Origin of the sequence: Kineosporia sp. R_H_3 (assembly GCF_002198675.1) — a bacterium.
Taxonomy (GTDB): domain Bacteria; phylum Actinomycetota; class Actinomycetes; order Actinomycetales; family Kineosporiaceae; genus R-H-3.
Genome location: NZ_MWLL01000020.1, coordinates 1 through 19618, shown reverse-complemented (window position 1 = coordinate 19618; position 19618 = coordinate 1). Strand labels below are relative to the sequence as shown.

Below are 19618 nucleotides of genomic sequence, written 5' to 3'. Positions count from 1 at the left end.
GCCCCGAACCGGTTGTGGCTGGTCGACTTCACCTACGTGCCCACGTGGGCGGGGATGGCGTTCACCGCGTTCGTCTCCGACGCCTACTCGAGGCGGATCGTGGGCTGGCGGACTGCCACCTCGATGCCGACCAGCCTGCCGCTGGACGCGTTGGAGACGGCGCTGTGGACCCGCCAACGAGAGGGCCTCACCGATCCGCACGGGCGTCTGGCGGGGCTGGTGCATCACTCCGATGCCGGGTCCCAGTACACGTCCATCCGCTACAGCGACCGGCTTCATGACGCCGGCGCGGTCGCCTCCATCGGGACCGTGGGCGACTCCTACGACAACGCCCAGGCCGAGTCCTTGATCGGGCTCTACAAGCTCGAATGCGTCCGCCGGGACGGGCCCTGGCGAGGCGTCGACGACCTCGAGCTCGCCACCCTGTCGTGGGTGCACTGGTTCAACCAGCACCGTCTCCACGGGGCACTCAGCTACGTTCCCCCGATCGAGTACGAGCAGGCGTACTACCGTCAGAACCTCCGCGAGAACGACCCGTCAATGAACCCCCAGCCGCACCCGCGACCGGGAGAACTCACCCGTCACTGAACCGGGGACGGTTCAGGCCCGCGCGGCCGGTGTGTTCACCGTCGCCCACGAGGCGTTCTGGACCCGGGCCCGCGCAGCCCACGGTGACGCCGAAGCCACCCGTGCCCTGATCGAGGTCCTGCTCCTGCACCGCCACCTGCCTGCCACCGCAATCACCGCCGGGATCCGCGCCGCCCTGGCCGCCGGGTCCACCAGCCCCGAACTGGTCACTGTCGAAGCACGCCGCGCCACCACCGCACGACCCATCGGGCGATCAACCCGGCACCGCGCCGACGCGGTCGTGCTCGCTCTGCCCACCACCGCGCCCGACCCCACCACGGCCACTGCCGAAGACGCGGCCGAGGACATCGACGCCGTTGTTCGGCGAAGGCTTGCCGGCCTGCCCGGGGAACGACCGTTGCCATCAGTCGCCCACTACGACCAGCTCCTGAGCGACGGGCTGACCGGTGGACTGAACGGTGGGCTGACTGAAGGCACGCCCGACCCGGACCCAGTCGTGGGCTGAGCCGGTGCCTGCAGCACGTCCTCACCCTCGTCGTCGTCCTGACCAACCCGTTCACTGACCAGAGAGCAGGCCCCGATGCCGGTCACCCCGAAGGCCAACGCGGCACCCGCTGCGACCTCCGCCCCCGAACGCCCAGCCCGCAGAGCCGGGCTGAGCGAGCAGGCTGCCACGGCAGGGATCGAGGCGGCCTGCCGGACCCTGCACCTGCCGACCATCCGCGACCGGGCCAGCGACGCCATCACCGCCGCCGAACGCGGCCGGCACACCTACGCCGCCCTGCTCGCCGAACTCCTGCTCGCCGAGTGCGACGCCCGCGACGAACGGCGCCGAGCCCGCCGCGTCCACGAAGCCGGCTTCCCCCGCCCCAAGCGCCTGGAAGACTTCGACACCGACGCCAACCCCCACATCCACCCCGCCACCCTGGCCGCTCTGGCCACCGGGGACTGGGTCCGCAACGGCACCCCGGTCTGCCTGCTCGGCGACTCCGGAACCGGCAAGAGCCACCTGCTCATCGGCCTGGGGACCGCCGCCGCCGAAGCCGGCCACCGAGTCCGCTACGTCCTCGCCAGCCGACTGGTCAACGAACTCGCCGAAGCCGAGAACGACCGCGAACTCACACGCGTCATCGCCCGCTACGGCCGCGTCGACCTGCTCTGCCTGGACGAGCTCGGCTACCTCCAACTCGACCGACGCGGCGCCGAACTACTCTTCCAGGTCCTGACCGAACGCGAAGAACGCAGCGCCATCGCCATCGCCACCAACGAACCGTTCTCCGGCTGGACCAAGACCTTCACCGACCCCCGACTCTGCGCTGCCATCGTCGACCGACTCACCTTCAACGGCCAGATCATCGAGACCGGCACCACGTCCTACCGCCTGGCCCACACGCGCGCCCACCGACCCGAACCCGGGGCCAAATGAAGCCGTCACGGTGGGGCCAGTTCACGTTGACAAACTCATCCCTGGGTGGTTGGTGGCCATCGCTTGGCCGCCTGACCAGGAGGCTTGCCTCTTCCTCGGTTTCCCAACACCGGCGTCGGTTAACCGAGGGCAGCGCTGGACAACTCACAATCGCTTTGACCGCAGTGACCGTTCTGTCACTATGCGTTTGTGATCATCCCTTGGGGTGCACACGGACCGTGAGCCCCCTTGTCGGGCCTACGTCTGCGTCGAGCAAGCTGCTAGTCGACAGGAGCAGTGGGGGGCATGGCCAGGCCGCAGAAGGAGCTCGAGGGCGAAGGTCCCGTCGTGGAGTTCGCCCGAGAGCTCAGGAAGCTGCACCAAGAGGCTGGAGCACCGAAGAGCAAGCAGATGGAGCTGAAGTCCGCGGCTCACGCGGACGTCTCCCGGGTCGGAGCCTCGTCGTTCATGGACGCAATGCGCGGTGAGAGGTTTCCGACGTGGCGGACAGTGGAGTCGTTCGTCGTCGTGTGTGGAGGCGACCTCAAGCAGTGGGGCGATCGCTGGCAGGAGGTGAAGCACGAGGTCGAGGCTGGTCGCGTTCCACAGCCACGGCCAGAGCCGCTCCCGACAACCGAGGTCGAGTTGCCGAGTCGGGGCCGTCGCCTCGCTGTCCCCCTTGCCGTCGCCGGCATGGCGGTGCTGGCCACTGCTGCAACAGTCGGGTGGACCCTTCGCGACGAACCACGGCAGCCCATCACCAAGGCAGTCATCGAAGTCCAGAACAAGAGCGCCATCGGCAGTCAACTGGTCGAGGACTCGTCTCCGGCGTTCCTCCAGTCGGAGCCGGTCACTGGATGTCGCAAGCGAGGGTGCGTGGTCCCGGGGTCCAACGTCCTGTACAGCGGCGACACGTTGGTTGCCCGCTGCTGGGCCAAGGGCGCCGAGTTCACCAATGCTGATCTTGGCTCGGAAGGGATCCAGAACAACCCGGGCAAGGCGACCTCGGACCTCTGGTACTGGGCGTCGATGCCTGGCGGCATCTCGGGCTTCATCACCGAGGTGTACATCGCACCGCAGCACCGCGGCGGCATGGGCCTGCCCAGGTGTGCCGCAAGTCCGGTAGTGGCCCCGACCCCCACGGTGACGTCGACCGCCGCCACTTCCTGAGACGGGGTTGGAACTCGGCCACGCCTCGACGCCGCTCCGATGTAGCGAATCGGTAGGATCGGAGTAGGATTACTACGTGACAGAGAAGCACGTCAAGATGTCGATCACGGTTCCGCAGGCCGTCGCGGACCGGATCACCGCGGCGGTCGAGTCTGGCGCCTACCCGACGGCAAGCGCGGTGATCGCCGATGCGGTGGGGACCCGGTTGACGCCGAGGGAGACCCGGGTCGCGATCGACCGGCTGCGTGAGGGGCGTCCGATCGACGAGGACGCGATGGCGTACTGGCGTGAGCGGCTCGCCCCGGAGAGCGCGCAGGCTGCCGCGTCGTGATCGGCGGGCGGGTCCTGGACTCCACCGCAGTTCGGGCGATCGCCTCCGGTGAGAGCGAGTACGCCGCGGCGCTGCTGGCGGTCGCGACGGAGATGGGGATCACTCTGGCGGTGCCGGCGACGGCGCTCGAGGAGGCCTGGCGGTGGTCGACGCCGTCCGAGCGTCCGTGGCTCGAACTGCTCGCGCAGGCCTCCCCGGTGGTGGTCATCGACCTGGACGCGGCCGCGGCCCGGAAGACGGGGCTGCTGGCATCGGACGCCGGCCAGCCGCAGAGCGAGCCCGCGACGGCGCAGTCGGTCGCGGTCGCATTGCAGCGGGACTGGCCGGTGGTGACCCGCTACCCGGACGCGGTCCTGCTGCTGAGCAGCAAGGTGCGCACCGAGACCATCCCCTGACCGCTCCCCGGGAACGGTCACGCACGTGGCTACACGGCTGCCCTGTCGAGCACCAGACTCGCTGGGCCCTGTCCGCGTCGCATCGGTGACGCCTGAGAGATGTCACTGGGTGGTGATGACGCAGGTCAGCGGCATGCGGCGGCGATCGCGGGCCGCAGCCTTGCCGGCTGGGCATGCGGTGCGCTGACGGCTCGGTGACGGCCCGGTGACGGCCCGGTGAGCGTGCTCGTGTGACGGGTCGGGGTACTCCTCCTCGGCAGCGTCGGTGACGTTCTGACGTCCCCGACGAGGAGTGCCGAGATGTTCCGTGACGACAACGTGGCTGGTAGCTGGACTGCTCTGGTGGACCGCCTGGACCGAGCCGGGACCCTCCCGCGCTGGGCAGAAGCCGAGCCAGCGCTGGCCGGCGTGGGCGGGGTCGAAGACCTGGCCCGGCTGACCAGCGTGGGCAGCGACCCGGACCGCTGCGACGACGTGCTCGGCGCTCTGGTCCGCCGCGCCGCCGCCGCCGGCGGGGACGACGCCGACGCCGTCCTGGTCCTGCTCCACCTGCTCGCCCCCGGGGTCAACACCATGGTGAGCCGCCTCCGTGACCTGGATAGCGCAGGCGACCTGGTCACCGTGGTGGTGGGGCAGCTGGCGGTGGAGATCCGGCAGTTCCCGTGGCAGCGCAGGCGCCGCGCGTACGCGTTGAGCCTGCTGCTCGACACCCGCCGCGCGGTGCTGCGCGAGCTCGGGGTCCGCCGCGGTACCGCGGCGCGTGAGGTGCTCGTCGACGGCGACCTGTACTGGTGGGAGTCGACCCTGGACGTGGTGCCCGGCCCGGAGGAGCCCGGGCCGCTGGAGGAGCTCGCCGACTTCCTCATTTGGGCGACCCGCCGCCGGCTCGTGGACCCGGACGACGTCCGCCTCGCCTGGCAGCTCGAGCAGCTCCACGGGTACGGCCAGGCCGCCGGCGTCCGGGTGGCGAAGGCCTGGGGGGTCCACGAGCGCACGGCCCGCCGCCGCCAGGCCCGGACACTGTCCGCGTTGAAGGCCGCCGCCGCTGAGTACGCGGCGGCCTGACGTGACCGGGCCGGCCAACCGCTGGTCACGCGACAAGGGGGCCAGGTCGGATTGCACGCGGATGCCGAAATCCCGGCCGGCGGGTGCCCTGTGGGCGGTGAAGGCACCCCACAAGTCCCCGGAGAAGCCCATGGTCGAGTGCACCCGGCGTCAGGCACGACCGTCGGCAGGACCGTCGGCGGGTCCTGGTGGGCGAGTGGGCTGCCGGGGCCGGGCGGAGCTGGCCGCCGCCGTCCCGGCGCAGCCCCGGACCCAGGCGCACGCCGGTGCAGCGCCTGGCTACGGGGCGACGTGGTCGCCCGCCTCGAGGCGGCAGGCGGGCGACCACGCGACCGCCGAGCGGAGTATCTGCGGACGGTCGATGCATGCCGCCACAGCACCGCGGCAAGGGTGCTCGCGGTGAGGACCTCGACGGCGGGTCCCGGCGCCCGCGCGGTGTCACTGGCGGGCGCCGACGTCGACCCGTCGACCGGGTCCCTGCTGTCGATCGCCCAGCTCCAGGCAGCCCTTCGCGCCCGGGCCGTACCCCTGGCGCCAGTCCTCGAGGACGAACGGTCGCCCGCCATGGTGCCCGCCGGGATGTCCGCGCCACTGCCGGCACCGCAGCGGGTGGGGGAGCGGGCTGCTGTCACGGTGGCAGGCGGGCCGCATCCGGGGCCGCTTCCGGAGTGGCTCGACGAGGTGCCGAGCCCGTTGCTGGTCGTTGGTGCCCATCCGGGTGCCGGGTCCTCCACTGTGGCGGTCGCCATCGCCGAGGCCGCTGTCCGGCTCCCGGCTGCCAGTACGGCTGGTGCGGCCGGGCCGGCGGGGGCGGTGCACCTGCTGGACTGCTCGCCGGCTGCTCGGTCCGGCCTGGCCGGGATCACCGATGCCGAGCTCGGTGTCGGCGGCGGCGGCCGGTGGCGCCACGGCCGGCGTGGCCGCCTCACCGTGTCTCGCCCGGTCGACGACCTACCGGCGCACCCACCGGATACCGATGCAGCGCTCTTCGGGGCGGCCGGGGTGACCGTCCTCGATCTCGGCTGCCGCCTGGACGAGCTCGCACGGGTACCGGCGGGGCCGGTGGTCGTGGTGTTCCGGGCGACGCTGCCGAGCCTGCAGCGCCTCGAGGTCACCCTGACCAGGCTGACCGCCCTCGGCGTGACCACGCTCGGCCCTCGACCAGTCGTGGTGGCTGCTGTCGGGCCGGCCCGGTGGCCGCGCCAGGTCCGGGCCTGCGCCGGGCCGCTGCTCCTGCAAGCCCACCGCGCCGGCCTGGTCGTCGCGGTCCCGCTGGACCGCCGCCTGGCCGTCACCGGACTCGGCTCCAGCCCGCTGCCCCGCAAGGTCACCGCGGCCGGCACCCGCCTGTGGCAGCTCGCCGCCGCACGGCAGGCCCGCGTCCTCGAGCAGCCGCTGCCCGTCCAGCCATCGCCCGTCCAGCCACTGCCGGTCCGGCGCCCGCCGGTCCCCCAGTCACCGGCAGCGCAGGAACCGCTCTTCCCGTTCTTCGACTCCCAGGAGCAGCAGTGACCAGCCCTCACCTCATAGCGACCCAGATGGCCACCCACGTGGCCGTCCGGGCGGCAGGGGCGTGCCCGACGGCGCCCTCGGCGCAGGTGCAGTCCTACGCCGACGACATCCTCGGCTGGGTCAAGTGGGGAGTGCTGGCCATCCTGGCGGTGAGCTTCTTCGCATCCGTCGGCATGATCATCTGGGGTCGGGTCACCCACCACCCCAAGGGCGCCCGCCTCGGCTTCGACGGCCTGATGATCTGCCTGCTCGGCGCCGTTCTGTACGTCGCGGGGTACACCGTCATCACCGGCATCACGGGCTGCTGACCCGATGACCAACCGGACGAGCCAGCAGGACGGCGCCGCGGTGGCGGCGGGCCCCGCCCACGGAACGGACCTGCCGCGAGGCTCCACGGGCAGCACGGGCAGCACGGGCAGCACGGGCGGTGGGGGCGGGGCGCTGCTCGGGGTCGCGGTCGTCGGCGTGCTACTGATCCTGGTCGGGGTCGGGCTCACCCTCGCCCCGCCCCGCAGTGCTGTCGGGTCGTCGCCGCCCGCCGTGCCGTCGACCCCGGCCGGCCCGACCGGTCCCGTCGACCCGGCCGCTTCGCCCCCGTCCGTGACGACGCCGGCCTCGACCGCCGGCCGCCGGGTGCCGCAGCAGCGGCAGGAGGAGGACGTGGTCGCTTCGCGGCCGATGCCGTCGCTGCCGCTGTCCTCGGCCACCCCGGGGCCGGTGAGTACCCGTGACCCCGGCCCGGTGATCGTCGTCCCTGAATGCCCCGACACCGGCCCGGCCGGCGTCCAGACCGGCTGCCCGCACACCCGGGCGGGCGCGCTGGCGCAGCTGATCGCGATCGACCGGGCCGCGCTGCAGTCCGGGACGATGGCCGGCGCCCGCGAGGTCATCGCCGCCTGGGCACTGCCCGGCGGCCCGACCACGACGTCCTGGTCGGGCGTCCACGCGATGGCCTCCCTGCTCAGCCCGGACCGCCGTGTCCAGGGCCTCACCGGCGCATCCGCCGGCACATCGGACGGCGCAGCGTCAGGGGCGGCGGCTGGGATGTCGGCGGTCCCGGTCGTCCTGACGCCGGTGATGGGCCTATTCAAGGGTCACGTCGGGGACGACTTCGTAGTGCCCTGTGTCGGCTACGAGCTGGCGATCACCATCACCCGGACTGCCCGGGTCGGGGTCTCGGACTGCCAGCGGATGGCCTGGGACGGCGACCGGTGGATGATCGGCGGCGGCCCGGAACCGGTCCAGGCACCGAATGTGTGGCCCGACAGCGACGCAGCCATCGACGCCGGCTTCACCGACCTGGCCTGGCAGCCATGAGCCGCGCACTGATGAGCACCGTCGCACGGGCGTTCGGTCCGGCGTTCGGTCCGTCGTTCAGCCCGACGTCGAACCCGGTGACCGACCCGTTCGGGTGGGCTCTGGGCACGGCGGTCAACGGTGTCGCGGACACGCTGATCACGATCCTGTCGGGTGTCTGGCAGGCCGGGTTGTGGCTGCTCGAGCTCGCGTTCCGGCTTGTCGACGCGTTCACCACCCCGGACCTGTCCGCGAACGGGCCGATGGGGTACGTCCTGCCGATCACGTTGTGGCTGGGCGGGTTCGTCGCCGTGGTGATGTTCTTCGTCCAGCTCGGGCTCGCGCTGGTCCGCCGGGACGGGCAGAGCATCGGGCGGGTGTTCCTCGGCCTGGCCCAGTTCGCGATCGTGTGGGCGTCGTTCGTCGTCGTCGGCGCCGGGATCGTCGCCGCTGCGTCCGGGCTGACCCACGGGATCCTGTCGGCCACCCTGGACGTCGACGTCCTGGCCTCGTGGGAGGGCTACCGCAGCTGGCCCCGCGAAGGCGTCGACGTCGCCAGCGCGTTCGTGCTGGCCATCACCTCCCTGCTGCTGCTCATCCCGGCCGCCTTCACCGACGTCCTGGTCGCCCTGGTCCGGGAGGCAGCCCTGATCGTCCTGACCGCCGTCGCGCCGATCGCCGCTGCGGGGCTGCTCAGCGATGTCAGCCGGGCCTGGTTCTGGAAGTCGCTGCGCTGGTTCCTGTCCGCGGCGTTCATCGCCCCCGGCTCCGCACTGGTCCTGGGGATCGGGGTCCGGGTCTCCAACGGCGTCATCGCCGGCGCCGGCGCCGCCACGACCACCGCCGCCGGCACCACCGAAGCGACCACGTCCACGGCGGCCGCAGTCGGCACCGGCGTCGTCGGCGCAGCGCTGGTCGCGGTCGCCGCGATCGCCCCGCTAACCCTGTTCCGGCTGATGTCGTTCGTCGAACCCAGCACCGTTTCCGGGGCCGCCATGCGGCAGGCCTGGGCCGACTTCAGCAACCCCGGCCGCGCCGAAGCCAGCAGCGGCGGTGGGTCGGGCGGTGCGGCCGCGGCGAGCGACGGTGCCGGCCGGGCTCAGGGCGAGGCAGCGGCGTCGTCCGCGACCGAGTCCCGGGTCAGCAGCGCCCTGGGCATGTTCGGCCGCGGCATGCAGCTGACCACCTCGATCGCGAACCGGGCCGTCGACCTGAGCACCGACATCCTCGGCTCCGCCGGCGTCGGGCACCCCGGCTACTCGATGACCCCCGCCGACGAACGAGCCCTCCGCAGCTCCAGCGGTAGCGGTGGTGGAGGCGGTGAAGCAGACGGCACCGTCGACCCGGCGACGCCGTCTGGTCCCGCGTCCGGGACGCAGCCCGGGTCTCCCGGGGCCGGCGGGCCTGGCCCGTCCGGCCCGTCAGGGGCAGGAGGAGCGCCGTCCGGATCGGCTCCTCCAGGTGGTGGGGCTGCAGGTGGCGGCGCTGCAGGTGGCGGCGCTGGAGGCGCTGCGGGGGCCGGCGCGGGTGCTGGTGCTGCGGGGTCGGTGCCGGTGGTGGTCCCGTGAGCGGTGGGGAGCCGATCCGGTACGGCGGGTGGGGTCCGGACCGGCAGACCTGGCTGCTCGGCCTGACCGGTGCCGGATGGACGGCGGTGGTCGTGGCCGGGCTGCCGCTGCTCGGGGCGGTCGGCGCGCACCAGTGGACGCCCGCCGCCGGGTGGCTGGCGGTGTGGCTGTTCACCGTCGCCGGGGTCGCGGTCCCGGTCCGGGGACGCCCGGGACTGACCTGGCTTCGTGACGTGACGTTGAGAGGAGTGGGTGCAGCGATGGGGTGGACCAGGTGGCAGTCCCGGGCCGCGACCGGCCACCCGGGCGACCACGGGCGGGCGGACCTGCCCGGGGTGCTGTCCGGGATCACCACCCACGACGGGCCACCGTTCGGGGCGTTGCAGACCCGTCACGCCCTGGTCCACGACGCCGCCGCCGGGACCTGGGCGGTGGTCGCGAGGGTCTGGCACCCCGGGATCGGCCTGACCGAGACCGGTCACCGGGCCCGGATGGCCGCCGGCCTCGCCGAGCTCCTCGAGGGCGCCGCCATCGCCGAGCTCGTCAGTGTTCTCGCGCTGCAGGTCCGCACCCTGCCCGACGACGGCGCCGAACGCGCCGTCTGGCAACGCAACCACCTGCGCGCCGACGCCCCCGCGCTGTCCCGGCAGGTCAGCGACCAGCTCTCCGCGGCCGTAGTCGCCGCGGCCGTGCGGCACGAGACGTTCGTGACCGTCGTCGTTCCCGAGCAGCGGATCGCCCGGGCCTCCCGGCAGGCCGGCGGTGGCATCGACGGCCGGGCCCGGGTCCTGCACTCGGTGATGGCCGAGGTCGAGGCCCGCCTCGTCGGCCAGATCGGCGCCACCGGCGTTTCCTGGCTGGACTCCCCGTCCCTGGCAGCCGCGATCCGCACCGGCTTCGCGCCCGGCGAACGCGCCGCCCTCGTCAACGCCGCCCTCGGCGCCGGCCCACGCCTACCGATGACCGCCGCCGGCCCGTCGTCCGCCCCGCCCCCCGCGGCACGGCACTACGTTCACGACGCCTGGTCCAGCGTGACCTGCACCGTGCTCCTGCCGGACAAGGGCGCCGTGATGGGTGCCCTCGCTCCCGTCCTCGCGCCGGGGCAGGCGGGGGAGCGGCGCTCCATGACCGTGTTCCTCGAGCCCATCCCCGCCGGCCGGGCTGACCGGATCGTCGGCCGCGAGGCAATCTCCGCCGGCACTGCCGCCGAGATGCGCACCCGGCTGGGCTTCGCGACCCGCGCCGCACACCGCCGGGACGCCGCCCGGGTCGGCGACCACGACGCCCGCCTCGCCTCCGGCAAGGCCCTCGTGCGCACCGCGATCGCCGCCGCCACCACCGTCCCCTCGACCTGGTCGATCGCCGAAGCCGGCCGCGGCCTGGAAGCGACGATCCGCGCCGCTGGGTTCACCCCGCTGCGTCTGGATCTCGCTCAGGACTCCGGGTTCGCCGCCGCCTGCATACCCCTCGGGATCGGGCTGCCGCGCCGTCGAGGTGCCCTGTGAGGCGGCAGCCACATCAGTTGATCGGGACCTCTGGCAGACCCAGTTTCGCGCGGAGCAGTTGGGCGCTGCTGTTGTCGCTTGAGGGGAACTCGACAGCGTTAACGTCATCCCAGGTCTTCGCCTTCGACATCTGCCGGTACGACGACAGTATTCCGGCCGAGGATGCCGCGACCTCGTCGGCCAACGGCTGGACGTCGGCGGGCCAGGGCGTCGACTGCAGGTTGCGAACGAATGCTGCGTTCGCATCGGCCACCTTGCCGCTGAGGGCCCGCACCTTGGTTAGCGACGGGTTCGCCTTGCGTGCTTCCTTCTGCCAGAGCGCCAGTGCGTCGTTGACCGGCTTGACGATCTTCGTGTACCGGGCTGCTGCCTGCGCCTTGGTCAAGAGAGTTGGCGTCGGGCTCGCGCTTGCTGACGGCGTGGTCATCGTGGGCGTGGCAGCAGCCGTGACGGTCACTGCCGGAGGGGTGGCCCCGCCTGCCGAGCAACCTGCCAGTACCGCCGCCGTTGCCACGGCTACCGGCAACCGTGCCCACCCCATCGAAATCGCCCCGCCCCTTGCGCCAAGACATCCCTGCTGGTCGACAGGAAACGTAGCCCACACGGCACGGAAGGTCACCGAGGAACCGCCTAGGCGCGTCCGGAAGCGGGTGGCGAACCCAGCGGGACGAGAACCGGTTGCGGACGCACGACGCCTTACATACGTCTAGGAGAGCCATTGAGAGGCAACGACTTCGAAGGACTTCCATTGCGGATTCGGCCACAAGCCGCCCGCAGGATGGGCAACCTTCCGAGGCGGGCGCCATCCGGACGCGGGGTGTCCGCGCTACTCGCCGACTTCGGCCACCACGCGACCAGCAGGGAGCCGACCGTGCCGGCAGTCGTCGACCCTCACAACGATGCCCGAGTCGCCGGGCGCCGCGGTGCACGCCAAACGGCAGCAGGGTGGACGGCGGTACCCGCGCCGCTGGCCGCGTTCCGGATGACCTCCGAGCAGGTCGGCGGGGTGTGGCCGCTGATCCCCGCCGAAGGACTGCCGCCGACGGGTGCGCTGGTCGGGATCGACTGGTTGTCCGGAGGAGCGTTCTACTGCGACCCGATCGGCTGGACCCTGCACAACACTGCCGGCGTCACCAACCCCAACATGATGATCTTCGGGGCACCCGGGCGCGGGAAGTCCAGTGCCGTGAAGACGATCGCATTGCGGCTGATGGCGTACGGCTACCGCACCCTGATCCTGGGCGACGTCAAGGACGAGTACGAAGGCCTGTGCCGGGCCCTCGGGGTGACCCCCCACGCCGTCGGCCCCGGCCTGCCGGCCCGGATCAACCCCCTCGACTTCGGGCCGCTCGGCCGGGACTGGACCCAGCTGGGTCGTGAGGAGGCGGCGCGGCGGGCGGCGATCGTGTTCGCCCGCTGGCTGCAGCTGCTCCGCGGGCTGGTCGGGTCGCAGAAGGTGCCGTTCGGGCCGACCGCCGAGTCCGCCGTCGGGCAGGTCCTGCGCGACCTCACCGGATACACCGCCGGCGCGACGGCCCTGACCGAGATCACCATCCCGCAGGTCTGGCGGGCGCTGTGCGACCCGACCCCGCAGCTCGTCACGGGGTGCCGGTACCGGTCCCGGCAGCACTTCCTCGACGACACCCGCGGCGTCCGGGACGCCCTCGGCGCCCTGGTCCACGGCCACCTCGGGGGCCTGTTCGACGCACCGACCACCGTCAAGGTCGACTGGCGGGCACCGATCCAGTCGCTGTCTCTGTCCCGGCTCGAGCCGCTCGGCGACGAGGCCGTCGGAATCGCCCTGATGGCCCTGAACTCCTGGGGTCGGGCGATGACCGACGTCCCGCACCTGTCCGGCCACCAGCTGTCCGGGCAGGTCGACCTGCGGGTCGTGGTCCGCGACGAGGCCTGGAAGCAGATGCGCCTGGGCGAGCAGGCCGTCGCCTCGCTGGACGCCGACCTGCGGCTGTCCCGACGCGACGGCGCCATCCAGATCGTCGTCGCCCACAAGCCCTCGGACATGCTCACCGTCGGCGACGCCGGCTCGGCCGCGGTCGCGATCGCCAAGGAGCTGCTCCACCTGTGCTCCACCAAGGTCCTCCTCGGCCAGGACGAAGCCATCGGCGACGAGCTGTCCGGGCTGCTCGGCCTGACCCCGATGGCCGCCGGGATTGTCACCGGCTGGGCCACCGGCGGCCGAGGCCGCGCCCTGTGGGTGGTCGGCAGCCGCCAGTTCCAGGTCAGCGGCATCCTCACCGCCACCGAAGCAGCCCTCACCGACACCAACAACGCCATCACCCCAACCACGAACTCCCCGACCCTCGCGACCTCCGCCGCGACGTCCGCCGCGGCGCCCGTCCCATTGCCCACCGACCCGGCGTCACGCTGACGTGCGCACCGGAACCAAGGTCGCCCTGGCCGCCGGCGCGGCCGTCGTCCTGCTGGTCGCGCCGCTGCTGCTCGTCGTCACCGTGATCGCCGCGACCGTCGCCGCAGCGGCAGCCCCGCAGCGGTGCCTGCCCGACGGCCCCGGCCAGGGCGGCGCCCCGGGGCGGCTGCTCGACGGGCTCTCGACGAACCCCCGCGTGCGGGCACAGCAATGGGCGAACGCCGCCGCGATCGTCACCCAAGGGACCGCGGACGGCGTCCCCGTGCGGGGCCTGGTGATCGCGGTCATGACCGCCCGCCAGGAGTCCAGCCTGATCAACGTCGCCTACGGCGACACCGCAGGACCGGACTCCCGCGGCCTCTTCCAGCAACGCGACCCCTGGGGCCCGCTCGCCATCCGGATGAACCCCCGCGGCGCCGTGCACCTGTTCTTCACCGGCGGCCACGCGGCCGGCACACCCGGGCTCCTCGACCTGCCCGGCTGGCCGTCGATGCCGCTGTGGCAGGCCGCGAACCGGGTCCAGCGCAGCGCCTTCCCGACCGCGTACGCACGCTGGCAGACCCTCGCCACCACGATGGTCGCCACGCTCGTCGACAGGACGGTGCCTCCTGCGTCGTCGTCCTCGGCGCCGTCCTCCACCGGCCCACCCGCCATGCAGGAAGGGCCGGACACCGACCCGGCCGGGCTGGTCTGCACGACAGAACCGGCGCCCGGGGAGGCTGGGGGAGCGGTCGGCGCCGGCGGGTGGGCCGCCCCGGTGGCCGCGGGCCGGTACACCCTGTCCAGCCCGTTCGGGATGCGCACCCTGGAGGGCGTGCGCCGCCTACACGCCGGCCAAGACCTCGCCGTGCCGGTCGGCACCCCGGTCTACGCAGCGGCCGCCGGCACCGTCGTCTTCGCCGGCAGCGCCTCCGGCTACGGCTACCTCGTCACCATCCAGCACCCCGACGGCGTCAGCACCCGGTACGCGCACCTGTCAGTGATCCGTGTACGACCAGGACCTGTCGCCGCCGGGGCCGTCATCGGGCTCAGCGGCGGCGCCCGCGGTGCTCCCGGTGCCGGGCACAGCACCGGCCCTCACCTACATTTCGAGGTCCGACGAGGCAGCACACCCATCGACCCGGTGTCGTGGATGCAGAGACACGGCGCACCGCTGTGAGACCGTCGCTGGACCTCGTGACCTCCGGGCGAGAGCTACTTGTCGTCGTCCGACAGCGCGATCTTTCCGCCGGGCCACGAACCCCAATTGGCAGGCCGGAAGAGCGTGGAGTAGAAGGCGGTGTCGTCCGGGTCGAGCCCGGCCCTCTTCACCTCACGCCTCACCGCACGCTCGACCGCAGCAGCGATGGCCGCGGCTTCATCCTTGGTGCAGCGGGGGAGTTCGATGGCGATCCGCTTGCCCTGGCGTCGTCGTTGGGTCGTCGTCATGGTCCTAGCCTCGGGCACATCGATCACCTTCAGGAGCCACATGTCGCATCTCGACGCGGGCCGCATCTCAACTGGGAGGTGTGTATCGCGTGTCTGTGATGATCAGGTCCAGCCCGTTGTCCGGATGGTAGGTCCAGCTGGCTTCGAATCCGTCCCACGTCGCGTTCTGCCGGCCCTGCATCGCTGTCGTGCTGTCCATCTGCGCTACTACGGCGTCGGTCACGCGGAGTTCCGACGCGACGCACCCGATCTGGTCAGTGGTCAGGCCAACGCCGGGCAGGTCGTCTTCCCCGTGACCATCCAGCGTCAGCGAGGCGCCGCGGTCCCCGACGGTGACCCCGTCGGAAGCGGCAGAGACATACGCAGGCTCGGGCAGCTCGGAGCATGCGAGCAGAGCGTTCTCCAACCGGGGTTCGATGGCCGGCACCTGCTTTGCCGTCGAACTGCTTCCGCCGTCCGCGGGTGTAGCTGCAGCTCCGCAGCCAGTGAGGGCGAAGAGGACCGCGATGACGGCGACCCGCCGGTTGTTCTGGAAACCCCTGTACATAGTTCGCCCCAATGCTTGCTTCATGGCACCGTTCAATCCCCGTGACAAATGCGACCGTACGGGGCGACAAGGGGTGCTACGCCGCCTACGCGGTCCGATCGGCTGTTTACCTGAGGTGAGCCCGTGGGCGACCGCCTCCTGGAGGCGGCGATCTGCAGATTCATCGACGTGGATGCCGACAGAGAGCCACTGCCTTCGCCGCCGACGGCCGCCTGGTGATGCTTGACGCGACGGTCGCGTTGCAGGTGAGCCCTGGCTACGGAGGGGCCTGCTACTCGGCCGTCATGCATGCCGCTGGGAGGGGAAGGCGAGCCCGCTCGAGGTGATGGCGCCGTCGGCGGTGTGGGTGCTCTCGACGACGGCCGACCAGCAGGCGTCGCCGACTGCCGAGTAGATCTCGGCCGCGTGGCCGGCGAGGTAGTGGATTGCCCCGAGGGAGCCGATGGCGTGGACGCCGGCGACGACGAGCAGCGTGCCGTCGCCGTAGGGGAGCCGGCCGACGTAGGCGACGTCGGACTGCTTGGACGGCGTCCGGTCCATCCCGGACTCGAAGATCCGGCCGCCGGCTCGTTCGGCGATGATCCAGCGGTCGGTGCTGTCCGGCTCGAAGGACAGGACTGGGTCGGCGTCGATCGCCTCGGCGGTCACGCGGGATGACTTCGGGCCGCAGATCGCGACGACGTCGCCGGACGGCGTCCAGTCGCCGCCGATCGGGATCCGGTACTGGCTTGTCTGGAACCCGAATGACGTGAGGAGGTCCGTCATCTTCTCGCCGGCCCGGTCGTCCTCGGCGGAGACGACGGCCAGAGACTGTCCGGGCATCTCCTGCAGTGGAAGCGCGACGGCGACGGGGCCGACGCCGAAGAGCGCGCGCTCGGCCGGCGGTGCGGACTGCCGGATCTGCGTGATGCGCCCCTTCGTGAGGCCGATCTCGGCGGCGACGGCGCTCATCGTGATGGCTCGCTCGCTGGCCGCGCGCTCGATGGCGACCCTGCGCAGCCGGGCCAGCTCGACGGATCGCTGTTGGTAGGTGCCGATGAGCTCGGTGGCCAGGCGCGCCTGGACGAGCGGGTCGTGCTCGGCGCGGACTGCCGCGAACTCGTCGGTGGCCATGCGTCGAGTTTGGCCCCTTCACCCCCGGTGGGTCCCTGCCGTGGGAGCGCGACCGTTCGGTCGCGACGGAGATGGCGCCGCCCGGCGCTGCCTGATTCCCACGTGGCCAGGCACCTGATCGGTGGAGAGCGGATCAGGAAGGGGCTCGGCCATGTCCGACTACGCAGCACGGCGACGCGACCCGCAGCCGCTGACGCGCGGCTGGGAGGTCCCGCTGCTGGTGCTGATCGTCGGCGCATCCGGCTTCGGCGCGGCAGCACTGGTTGGCCAGGGGATCGCGGCCGTCCTCGCTGGCGGCGGCTGGGTCTGGCCGTCCGGGGAGGGCGCGGCCGGCCGGGGAGTGGCCGGTCTGCTCACCGGGGATCCGGGCATGGGCCTGACCGCGGGCCAGACGGCCAGCCTCCCCGCAGCATGGGTCGTCTACGCCGGCGTCGCCGTCGCCGAAGCGGTGATGGTGGCGCTGACCGCGGGCATGGTGCTGTTCGCGCGTCGGTGGTGGTTGCCGAACGACCCGCGTCGTGGGCTGGCGTCCCGGGCGCAGGCGGCCGAGGTGCTCGGCGCCGGTCGGTTGCGCAGGGAACGCACCGTCATGCGCCCTGACCTGTTCCCCCCGCGCGGCACCCGCCCGCCATTGTCGGCTCGACTGCCTCCAGCATCGGGAGCGCTGCGTCGGGATCCGACACAGCTGGGGTGGCGGCTGGGCCGCTCCCGCGCACCGCACGGTGTGGACCTGTGGGTGCGGTACGACCGCACGACCGGGGTGTTCGGTGCGCAGGGGTCGGGCAAGACTCTCGACATCCTCGCGCCGGCGCTGCTCGCGCATCCGGGGGCGGCGATCGTCACGTTGACGAAGGCGGAGGACCTGCTGCTGACGGTGGGCCGGCGGCGTGGGGTGGGGCCGGTGGCGGTGCTGGACCCGTTCGGGTCCGCGCCGGGGCTGCCGGAGCTGGTCTGGGACCCGGTCGCGGGGTGTGTGGACCCGAAGGTCGCCGAGCGGCGGGCGAAGGCCTTCTCCGCCGGCACGGTGACGGGGTCGGTGAGTGGTGGCCGCGCGGATGCCGCGGCCCGGTTCTACGCGGCGGAGACCGCGAAGGTGCTGCAGGGGTTTCTGCACGCCGCGGCCCTGACCGGCCGCACCTTGGACGACGTCCTGGCCTGGGTCGCGGACCCGGCGGCCGCGGAGCAGCCGATGGAGATCCTGCGGGTGCACCCGCACGCGGCACGGTTCTGGGACGGGCTGCTCGCCGGGGCGCTGACCGGGTCGGCGGACACGGTGGGGAACACGGTGACGACGGTGCAGCAGGCGATGGGTCTGTTCTTCCAGCCCGAGATCCGGGCCCGCTGCGTCCCCGGCCCGGGGCGCCCGGCGACCGACCTGCGGGCCCTGGTCGCCGCCGGGGGGACGGCGTACCTGCTGGGCCGTGAGGACCCGTACGCGTCGGCGTCGCCGCTGCTGACCGCGGTCGCCGAGGACGTCCTGGACACCGCGTTGCGGGCAGCGACCACGTCGGTGCACGGCCGGTTGACGCCGCCATTCCTGGCCTGCCTGGACGAGCTGCCCTCGACGGCGCCGCTGCCGACGTTGCGGGTCCGGATGGCCAACGAACGGGCGCTGGGGTTGTCGTTCCTGTACGCGACGCAGACCTGGCGCCAGCTCGTCGTCGCGTACGGGGAGGACGAGGCCCGCAGCCTGTTCGGGCTGACGAACAACGTCGTCGTGTTCGGTGGCGGCAAGGACGTCCACTTCGCCCGCGAGGTCTCCGACCTCGTCGGCGCCACCCGGGTCTCCCGGCAGACCGTCAGCGACGGCCCCGGCGGGGTCGGGACCTCCCGGGCCGGGGAGGACGCCGTCATCCTGCGCCCCGAGCAGATCCGGATGCTCCCCGAACGCCAGGCCCTGGTCATCGCCGAGAACGCCCCACCGGTCATCGCCGGCCTCCGCCGCTGCGTCGATGGTGCCGCGGGGAAGGTGCTGCTCGCCGAGCAGGCCGCCGCCCGCGCCGAGGTCGCCGCCGCCCGCTCGGCCGAGCAGGACCTGGGGGAGCGGACCAGCGCCGCCGTCGACTACTCCCGCCGCCACCGCCTGTCCTCCTCGAGCAGCTACCGACGCGACGACCACCAAGGCAGCCGATCCGATGACTGGATGACCGACGGCTCCGAGCTGGGCGGCAGTGCCGTGATCGACGAGCGGCCGGTGCGGGTGCCGGGGAGGGCGTGGTGATCCTGCTGCCGTTCCCGCGGCCGCCGGTCGCGGTCGCCGAGGCGCTCAACGACCTGGCGATCGTGCGCAGCGGGGACGACGACGCGATCGCCGAGCTCGGTGGCCCGGCCGCCGTCCACGGCCTGCCCCGCCCCTGGGACCCGACGACGTGCTCGATCGAGCTGCGCGAGCACCTGTGGGAGTGGCTCGACGAGGTCGCCGGCTGGGTCAACCACGAGTACGCCTGGCGGTCCACCTCGCTGATCCCGCCGTGCTGGCCCCGCCACCCACACCTCGCCCGCGAGCTCCCGGTCCTGGCGTGCCTGCGCGCGGCGGCGGGGGAGTCCCTGTCCCCGGACCTGATCGAGGACTGGCACCGGTACGCCCTGCCGCACTTCCTCGACCGAATGCTGTCCCGCCTCGGTGACGCCGGCTGCCGCAACGGCCACACCGACTGGCCCGCCGCCGGCCGCTACGACCACTACACCGACGACCCCGCGGTCACCGCCCGCCTCGAGGCCTTCTACGCCGACACCCACCCACCAGCCCGGCTACGCATCACCGGCACCCACCCCTGACCACCCGACCCCTGCGAGACACGGGCGCCGACTCGTCCACAGGCGGCGTTCTGGTCCCGCTGTCCACAGATCAGCGTCTGCCCCGCGCACCGCGGTGTCCGGGCGGGCCACGCTGCCACCGCAACGTCGGCCAGCACGAGCAGCACACAGCGTCCAACGGCGGTCGCCCGTGCCGGGCCGGGCCCCCACCTCTACTCACCCAGGAGAAGCCTTCGATGAGAACGACGATCCGGATCTGGCCCGAGACCCCCAGCCGGCGGCAGGCCCGCGCGGTGCTGGTCCACCTCGCGGTCACCCTTCCCAATGACACCTTCGAGGACCTCGACCGCAAGCTGCCCGTCCACGACGCCCTCTGCGCCCTGGACGAGACGCTGCCCGTCGGCTGGATGCTCGCCCCCGTCGACCCACAGCCGGGTGACGTCGCCGACGCCTACCGGCTGCTCGCCGCCGCTGTGCACGAGCGGTACGCCGACGACACCAACACTGGACCGGGCGAGGGGCCGGACGTCGGGCCGGGGGAGCCGGGGG

The 19618-nt window shown here is 72.6% G+C and carries 21 protein-coding genes; 17 read left to right on the top strand and 4 right to left on the bottom strand.

The annotated features are described in order from the left end of the window. From ECOMGDLI_RS02255 to ECOMGDLI_RS02200, 12 genes are all read left to right on the top strand, one after another. Positions 1-588 (top strand): IS3 family transposase (locus tag ECOMGDLI_RS02255; RefSeq protein WP_143447459.1); only part of this gene is annotated, 588 nt, incomplete at its 5' end. 31 nt (positions 589-619) lie between these two features. Then, the gene (locus tag ECOMGDLI_RS35195) at positions 620-1093 is read left to right on the top strand and encodes a hypothetical protein (protein WP_198954462.1); all 474 of its coding nucleotides are present in this window, start codon (positions 620-622) and stop codon (positions 1091-1093) included. 75 nt (positions 1094-1168) lie between these two features. Then, positions 1169-2014 carry an IS21-like element helper ATPase IstB gene (istB, locus tag ECOMGDLI_RS02245; protein ID WP_088313196.1) on the top strand — a complete coding sequence of 282 codons (846 nt, stop codon included), beginning with the start codon at positions 1169-1171 and terminating at the stop codon, positions 2012-2014. Positions 2015-2299: 285 nt separating this feature from the next. Then, positions 2300-3163 carry a hypothetical protein gene (locus ECOMGDLI_RS02240; RefSeq protein WP_143447458.1) on the top strand — a complete coding sequence of 288 codons (864 nt, stop codon included), beginning with the start codon at positions 2300-2302 and terminating at the stop codon, positions 3161-3163. 76 nt (positions 3164-3239) lie between these two features. Further along, a complete protein-coding gene (locus ECOMGDLI_RS02235) occupies positions 3240-3494 on the top strand; it encodes a hypothetical protein (RefSeq protein ID WP_088313192.1) in 255 nt (84 codons plus the stop codon). Next, positions 3491-3889: a hypothetical protein gene (locus ECOMGDLI_RS02230; RefSeq protein WP_088313190.1), complete on the top strand. Its 399-nt coding sequence runs from the start codon at positions 3491-3493 to the stop codon at positions 3887-3889. The genes ECOMGDLI_RS02235 and ECOMGDLI_RS02230 overlap by 4 nt, the downstream gene beginning before the upstream one ends. A gap of 408 nt (positions 3890-4297) precedes the next feature. Continuing rightward, a complete protein-coding gene (locus ECOMGDLI_RS02225; protein ID WP_143447456.1) occupies positions 4298-4954 on the top strand; it encodes a hypothetical protein in 657 nt (218 codons plus the stop codon). Positions 4955-5956: 1002 nt separating this feature from the next. Further along, positions 5957-6466 (top strand): hypothetical protein, encoded by a 510-nt coding sequence (locus ECOMGDLI_RS33620; RefSeq protein WP_143447455.1) that lies wholly within the window; start codon positions 5957-5959, stop codon positions 6464-6466. Beyond that, positions 6463-6774 (top strand): hypothetical protein, encoded by a 312-nt coding sequence (locus tag ECOMGDLI_RS02215; protein WP_198954461.1) that lies wholly within the window; start codon positions 6463-6465, stop codon positions 6772-6774. The genes ECOMGDLI_RS33620 and ECOMGDLI_RS02215 overlap by 4 nt, the downstream gene beginning before the upstream one ends. A 4-nt stretch (positions 6775-6778) precedes the next feature. Further along, on the top strand, positions 6779-7783 hold the full coding sequence (locus tag ECOMGDLI_RS34315; protein WP_088313185.1) for a hypothetical protein: 1005 nt from the start codon (positions 6779-6781) through the stop codon (positions 7781-7783). Next, a complete protein-coding gene (locus ECOMGDLI_RS02205; protein WP_158220861.1) occupies positions 7678-9330 on the top strand; it encodes a hypothetical protein in 1653 nt (550 codons plus the stop codon). The genes ECOMGDLI_RS34315 and ECOMGDLI_RS02205 overlap by 106 nt, the downstream gene beginning before the upstream one ends. Next, on the top strand, positions 9327-10835 hold the full coding sequence (locus ECOMGDLI_RS02200) for an SCO6880 family protein (RefSeq protein ID WP_198954460.1): 1509 nt from the start codon (positions 9327-9329) through the stop codon (positions 10833-10835). The genes ECOMGDLI_RS02205 and ECOMGDLI_RS02200 overlap by 4 nt, the downstream gene beginning before the upstream one ends. A gap of 13 nt (positions 10836-10848) precedes the next feature. Here ECOMGDLI_RS02200 and ECOMGDLI_RS02195 read toward each other — a convergent pair whose 3' ends face one another. Then, a complete protein-coding gene (locus tag ECOMGDLI_RS02195; protein ID WP_088313181.1) occupies positions 10849-11292 on the bottom strand; it encodes a hypothetical protein in 444 nt (147 codons plus the stop codon). Positions 11293-11613: 321 nt separating this feature from the next. Here ECOMGDLI_RS02195 and ECOMGDLI_RS02190 point away from each other — a divergent pair, with 321 nt between their 5' ends. Together ECOMGDLI_RS02190 and ECOMGDLI_RS02185 are read left to right on the top strand one after the other, a co-directional pair. After that, positions 11614-13224, top strand: a complete 1611-nt coding sequence (locus tag ECOMGDLI_RS02190; RefSeq protein ID WP_369812699.1) for an ATP-binding protein — start codon at positions 11614-11616, stop codon at positions 13222-13224. Between the two features lies 1 nt (position 13225). Beyond that, a complete protein-coding gene (locus tag ECOMGDLI_RS02185) occupies positions 13226-14383 on the top strand; it encodes a M23 family metallopeptidase (RefSeq protein WP_088313179.1) in 1158 nt (385 codons plus the stop codon). 35 nt (positions 14384-14418) lie between these two features. Here the strand turns inward: ECOMGDLI_RS02185 and ECOMGDLI_RS02180 are convergent, their stop codons facing one another. The 3 genes from ECOMGDLI_RS02180 to ECOMGDLI_RS02170 all read right to left on the bottom strand — a co-directional run bounded on the left by ECOMGDLI_RS02180 (position 14419) and on the right by ECOMGDLI_RS02170 (position 16312). Further along, positions 14419-14652 carry a hypothetical protein gene (locus tag ECOMGDLI_RS02180; protein WP_143447451.1) on the bottom strand — a complete coding sequence of 78 codons (234 nt, stop codon included), beginning with the start codon at positions 14650-14652 and terminating at the stop codon, positions 14419-14421. 67 nt (positions 14653-14719) lie between these two features. Beyond that, positions 14720-15199 carry a hypothetical protein gene (locus ECOMGDLI_RS02175; RefSeq protein ID WP_143447450.1) on the bottom strand — a complete coding sequence of 160 codons (480 nt, stop codon included), beginning with the start codon at positions 15197-15199 and terminating at the stop codon, positions 14720-14722. A gap of 282 nt (positions 15200-15481) precedes the next feature. Next, positions 15482-16312 carry a hypothetical protein gene (locus tag ECOMGDLI_RS02170; protein WP_088313173.1) on the bottom strand — a complete coding sequence of 277 codons (831 nt, stop codon included), beginning with the start codon at positions 16310-16312 and terminating at the stop codon, positions 15482-15484. A gap of 151 nt (positions 16313-16463) precedes the next feature. Between ECOMGDLI_RS02170 and ECOMGDLI_RS02165 the strand changes: the two genes are divergently transcribed. The 3 genes from ECOMGDLI_RS02165 to ECOMGDLI_RS02155 all read left to right on the top strand — a co-directional run. Further along, a complete protein-coding gene (locus ECOMGDLI_RS02165; RefSeq protein ID WP_088313171.1) occupies positions 16464-18533 on the top strand; it encodes a type IV secretory system conjugative DNA transfer family protein in 2070 nt (689 codons plus the stop codon). Continuing rightward, positions 18530-19090: a hypothetical protein gene (locus ECOMGDLI_RS02160; RefSeq protein WP_198954458.1), complete on the top strand. Its 561-nt coding sequence runs from the start codon at positions 18530-18532 to the stop codon at positions 19088-19090. The genes ECOMGDLI_RS02165 and ECOMGDLI_RS02160 overlap by 4 nt, the downstream gene beginning before the upstream one ends. Before the next feature lie 215 nt (positions 19091-19305). Further along, on the top strand, positions 19306-19618 hold a 313-nt coding region (locus tag ECOMGDLI_RS02155), incomplete at its 3' end, for a hypothetical protein (protein ID WP_143447449.1).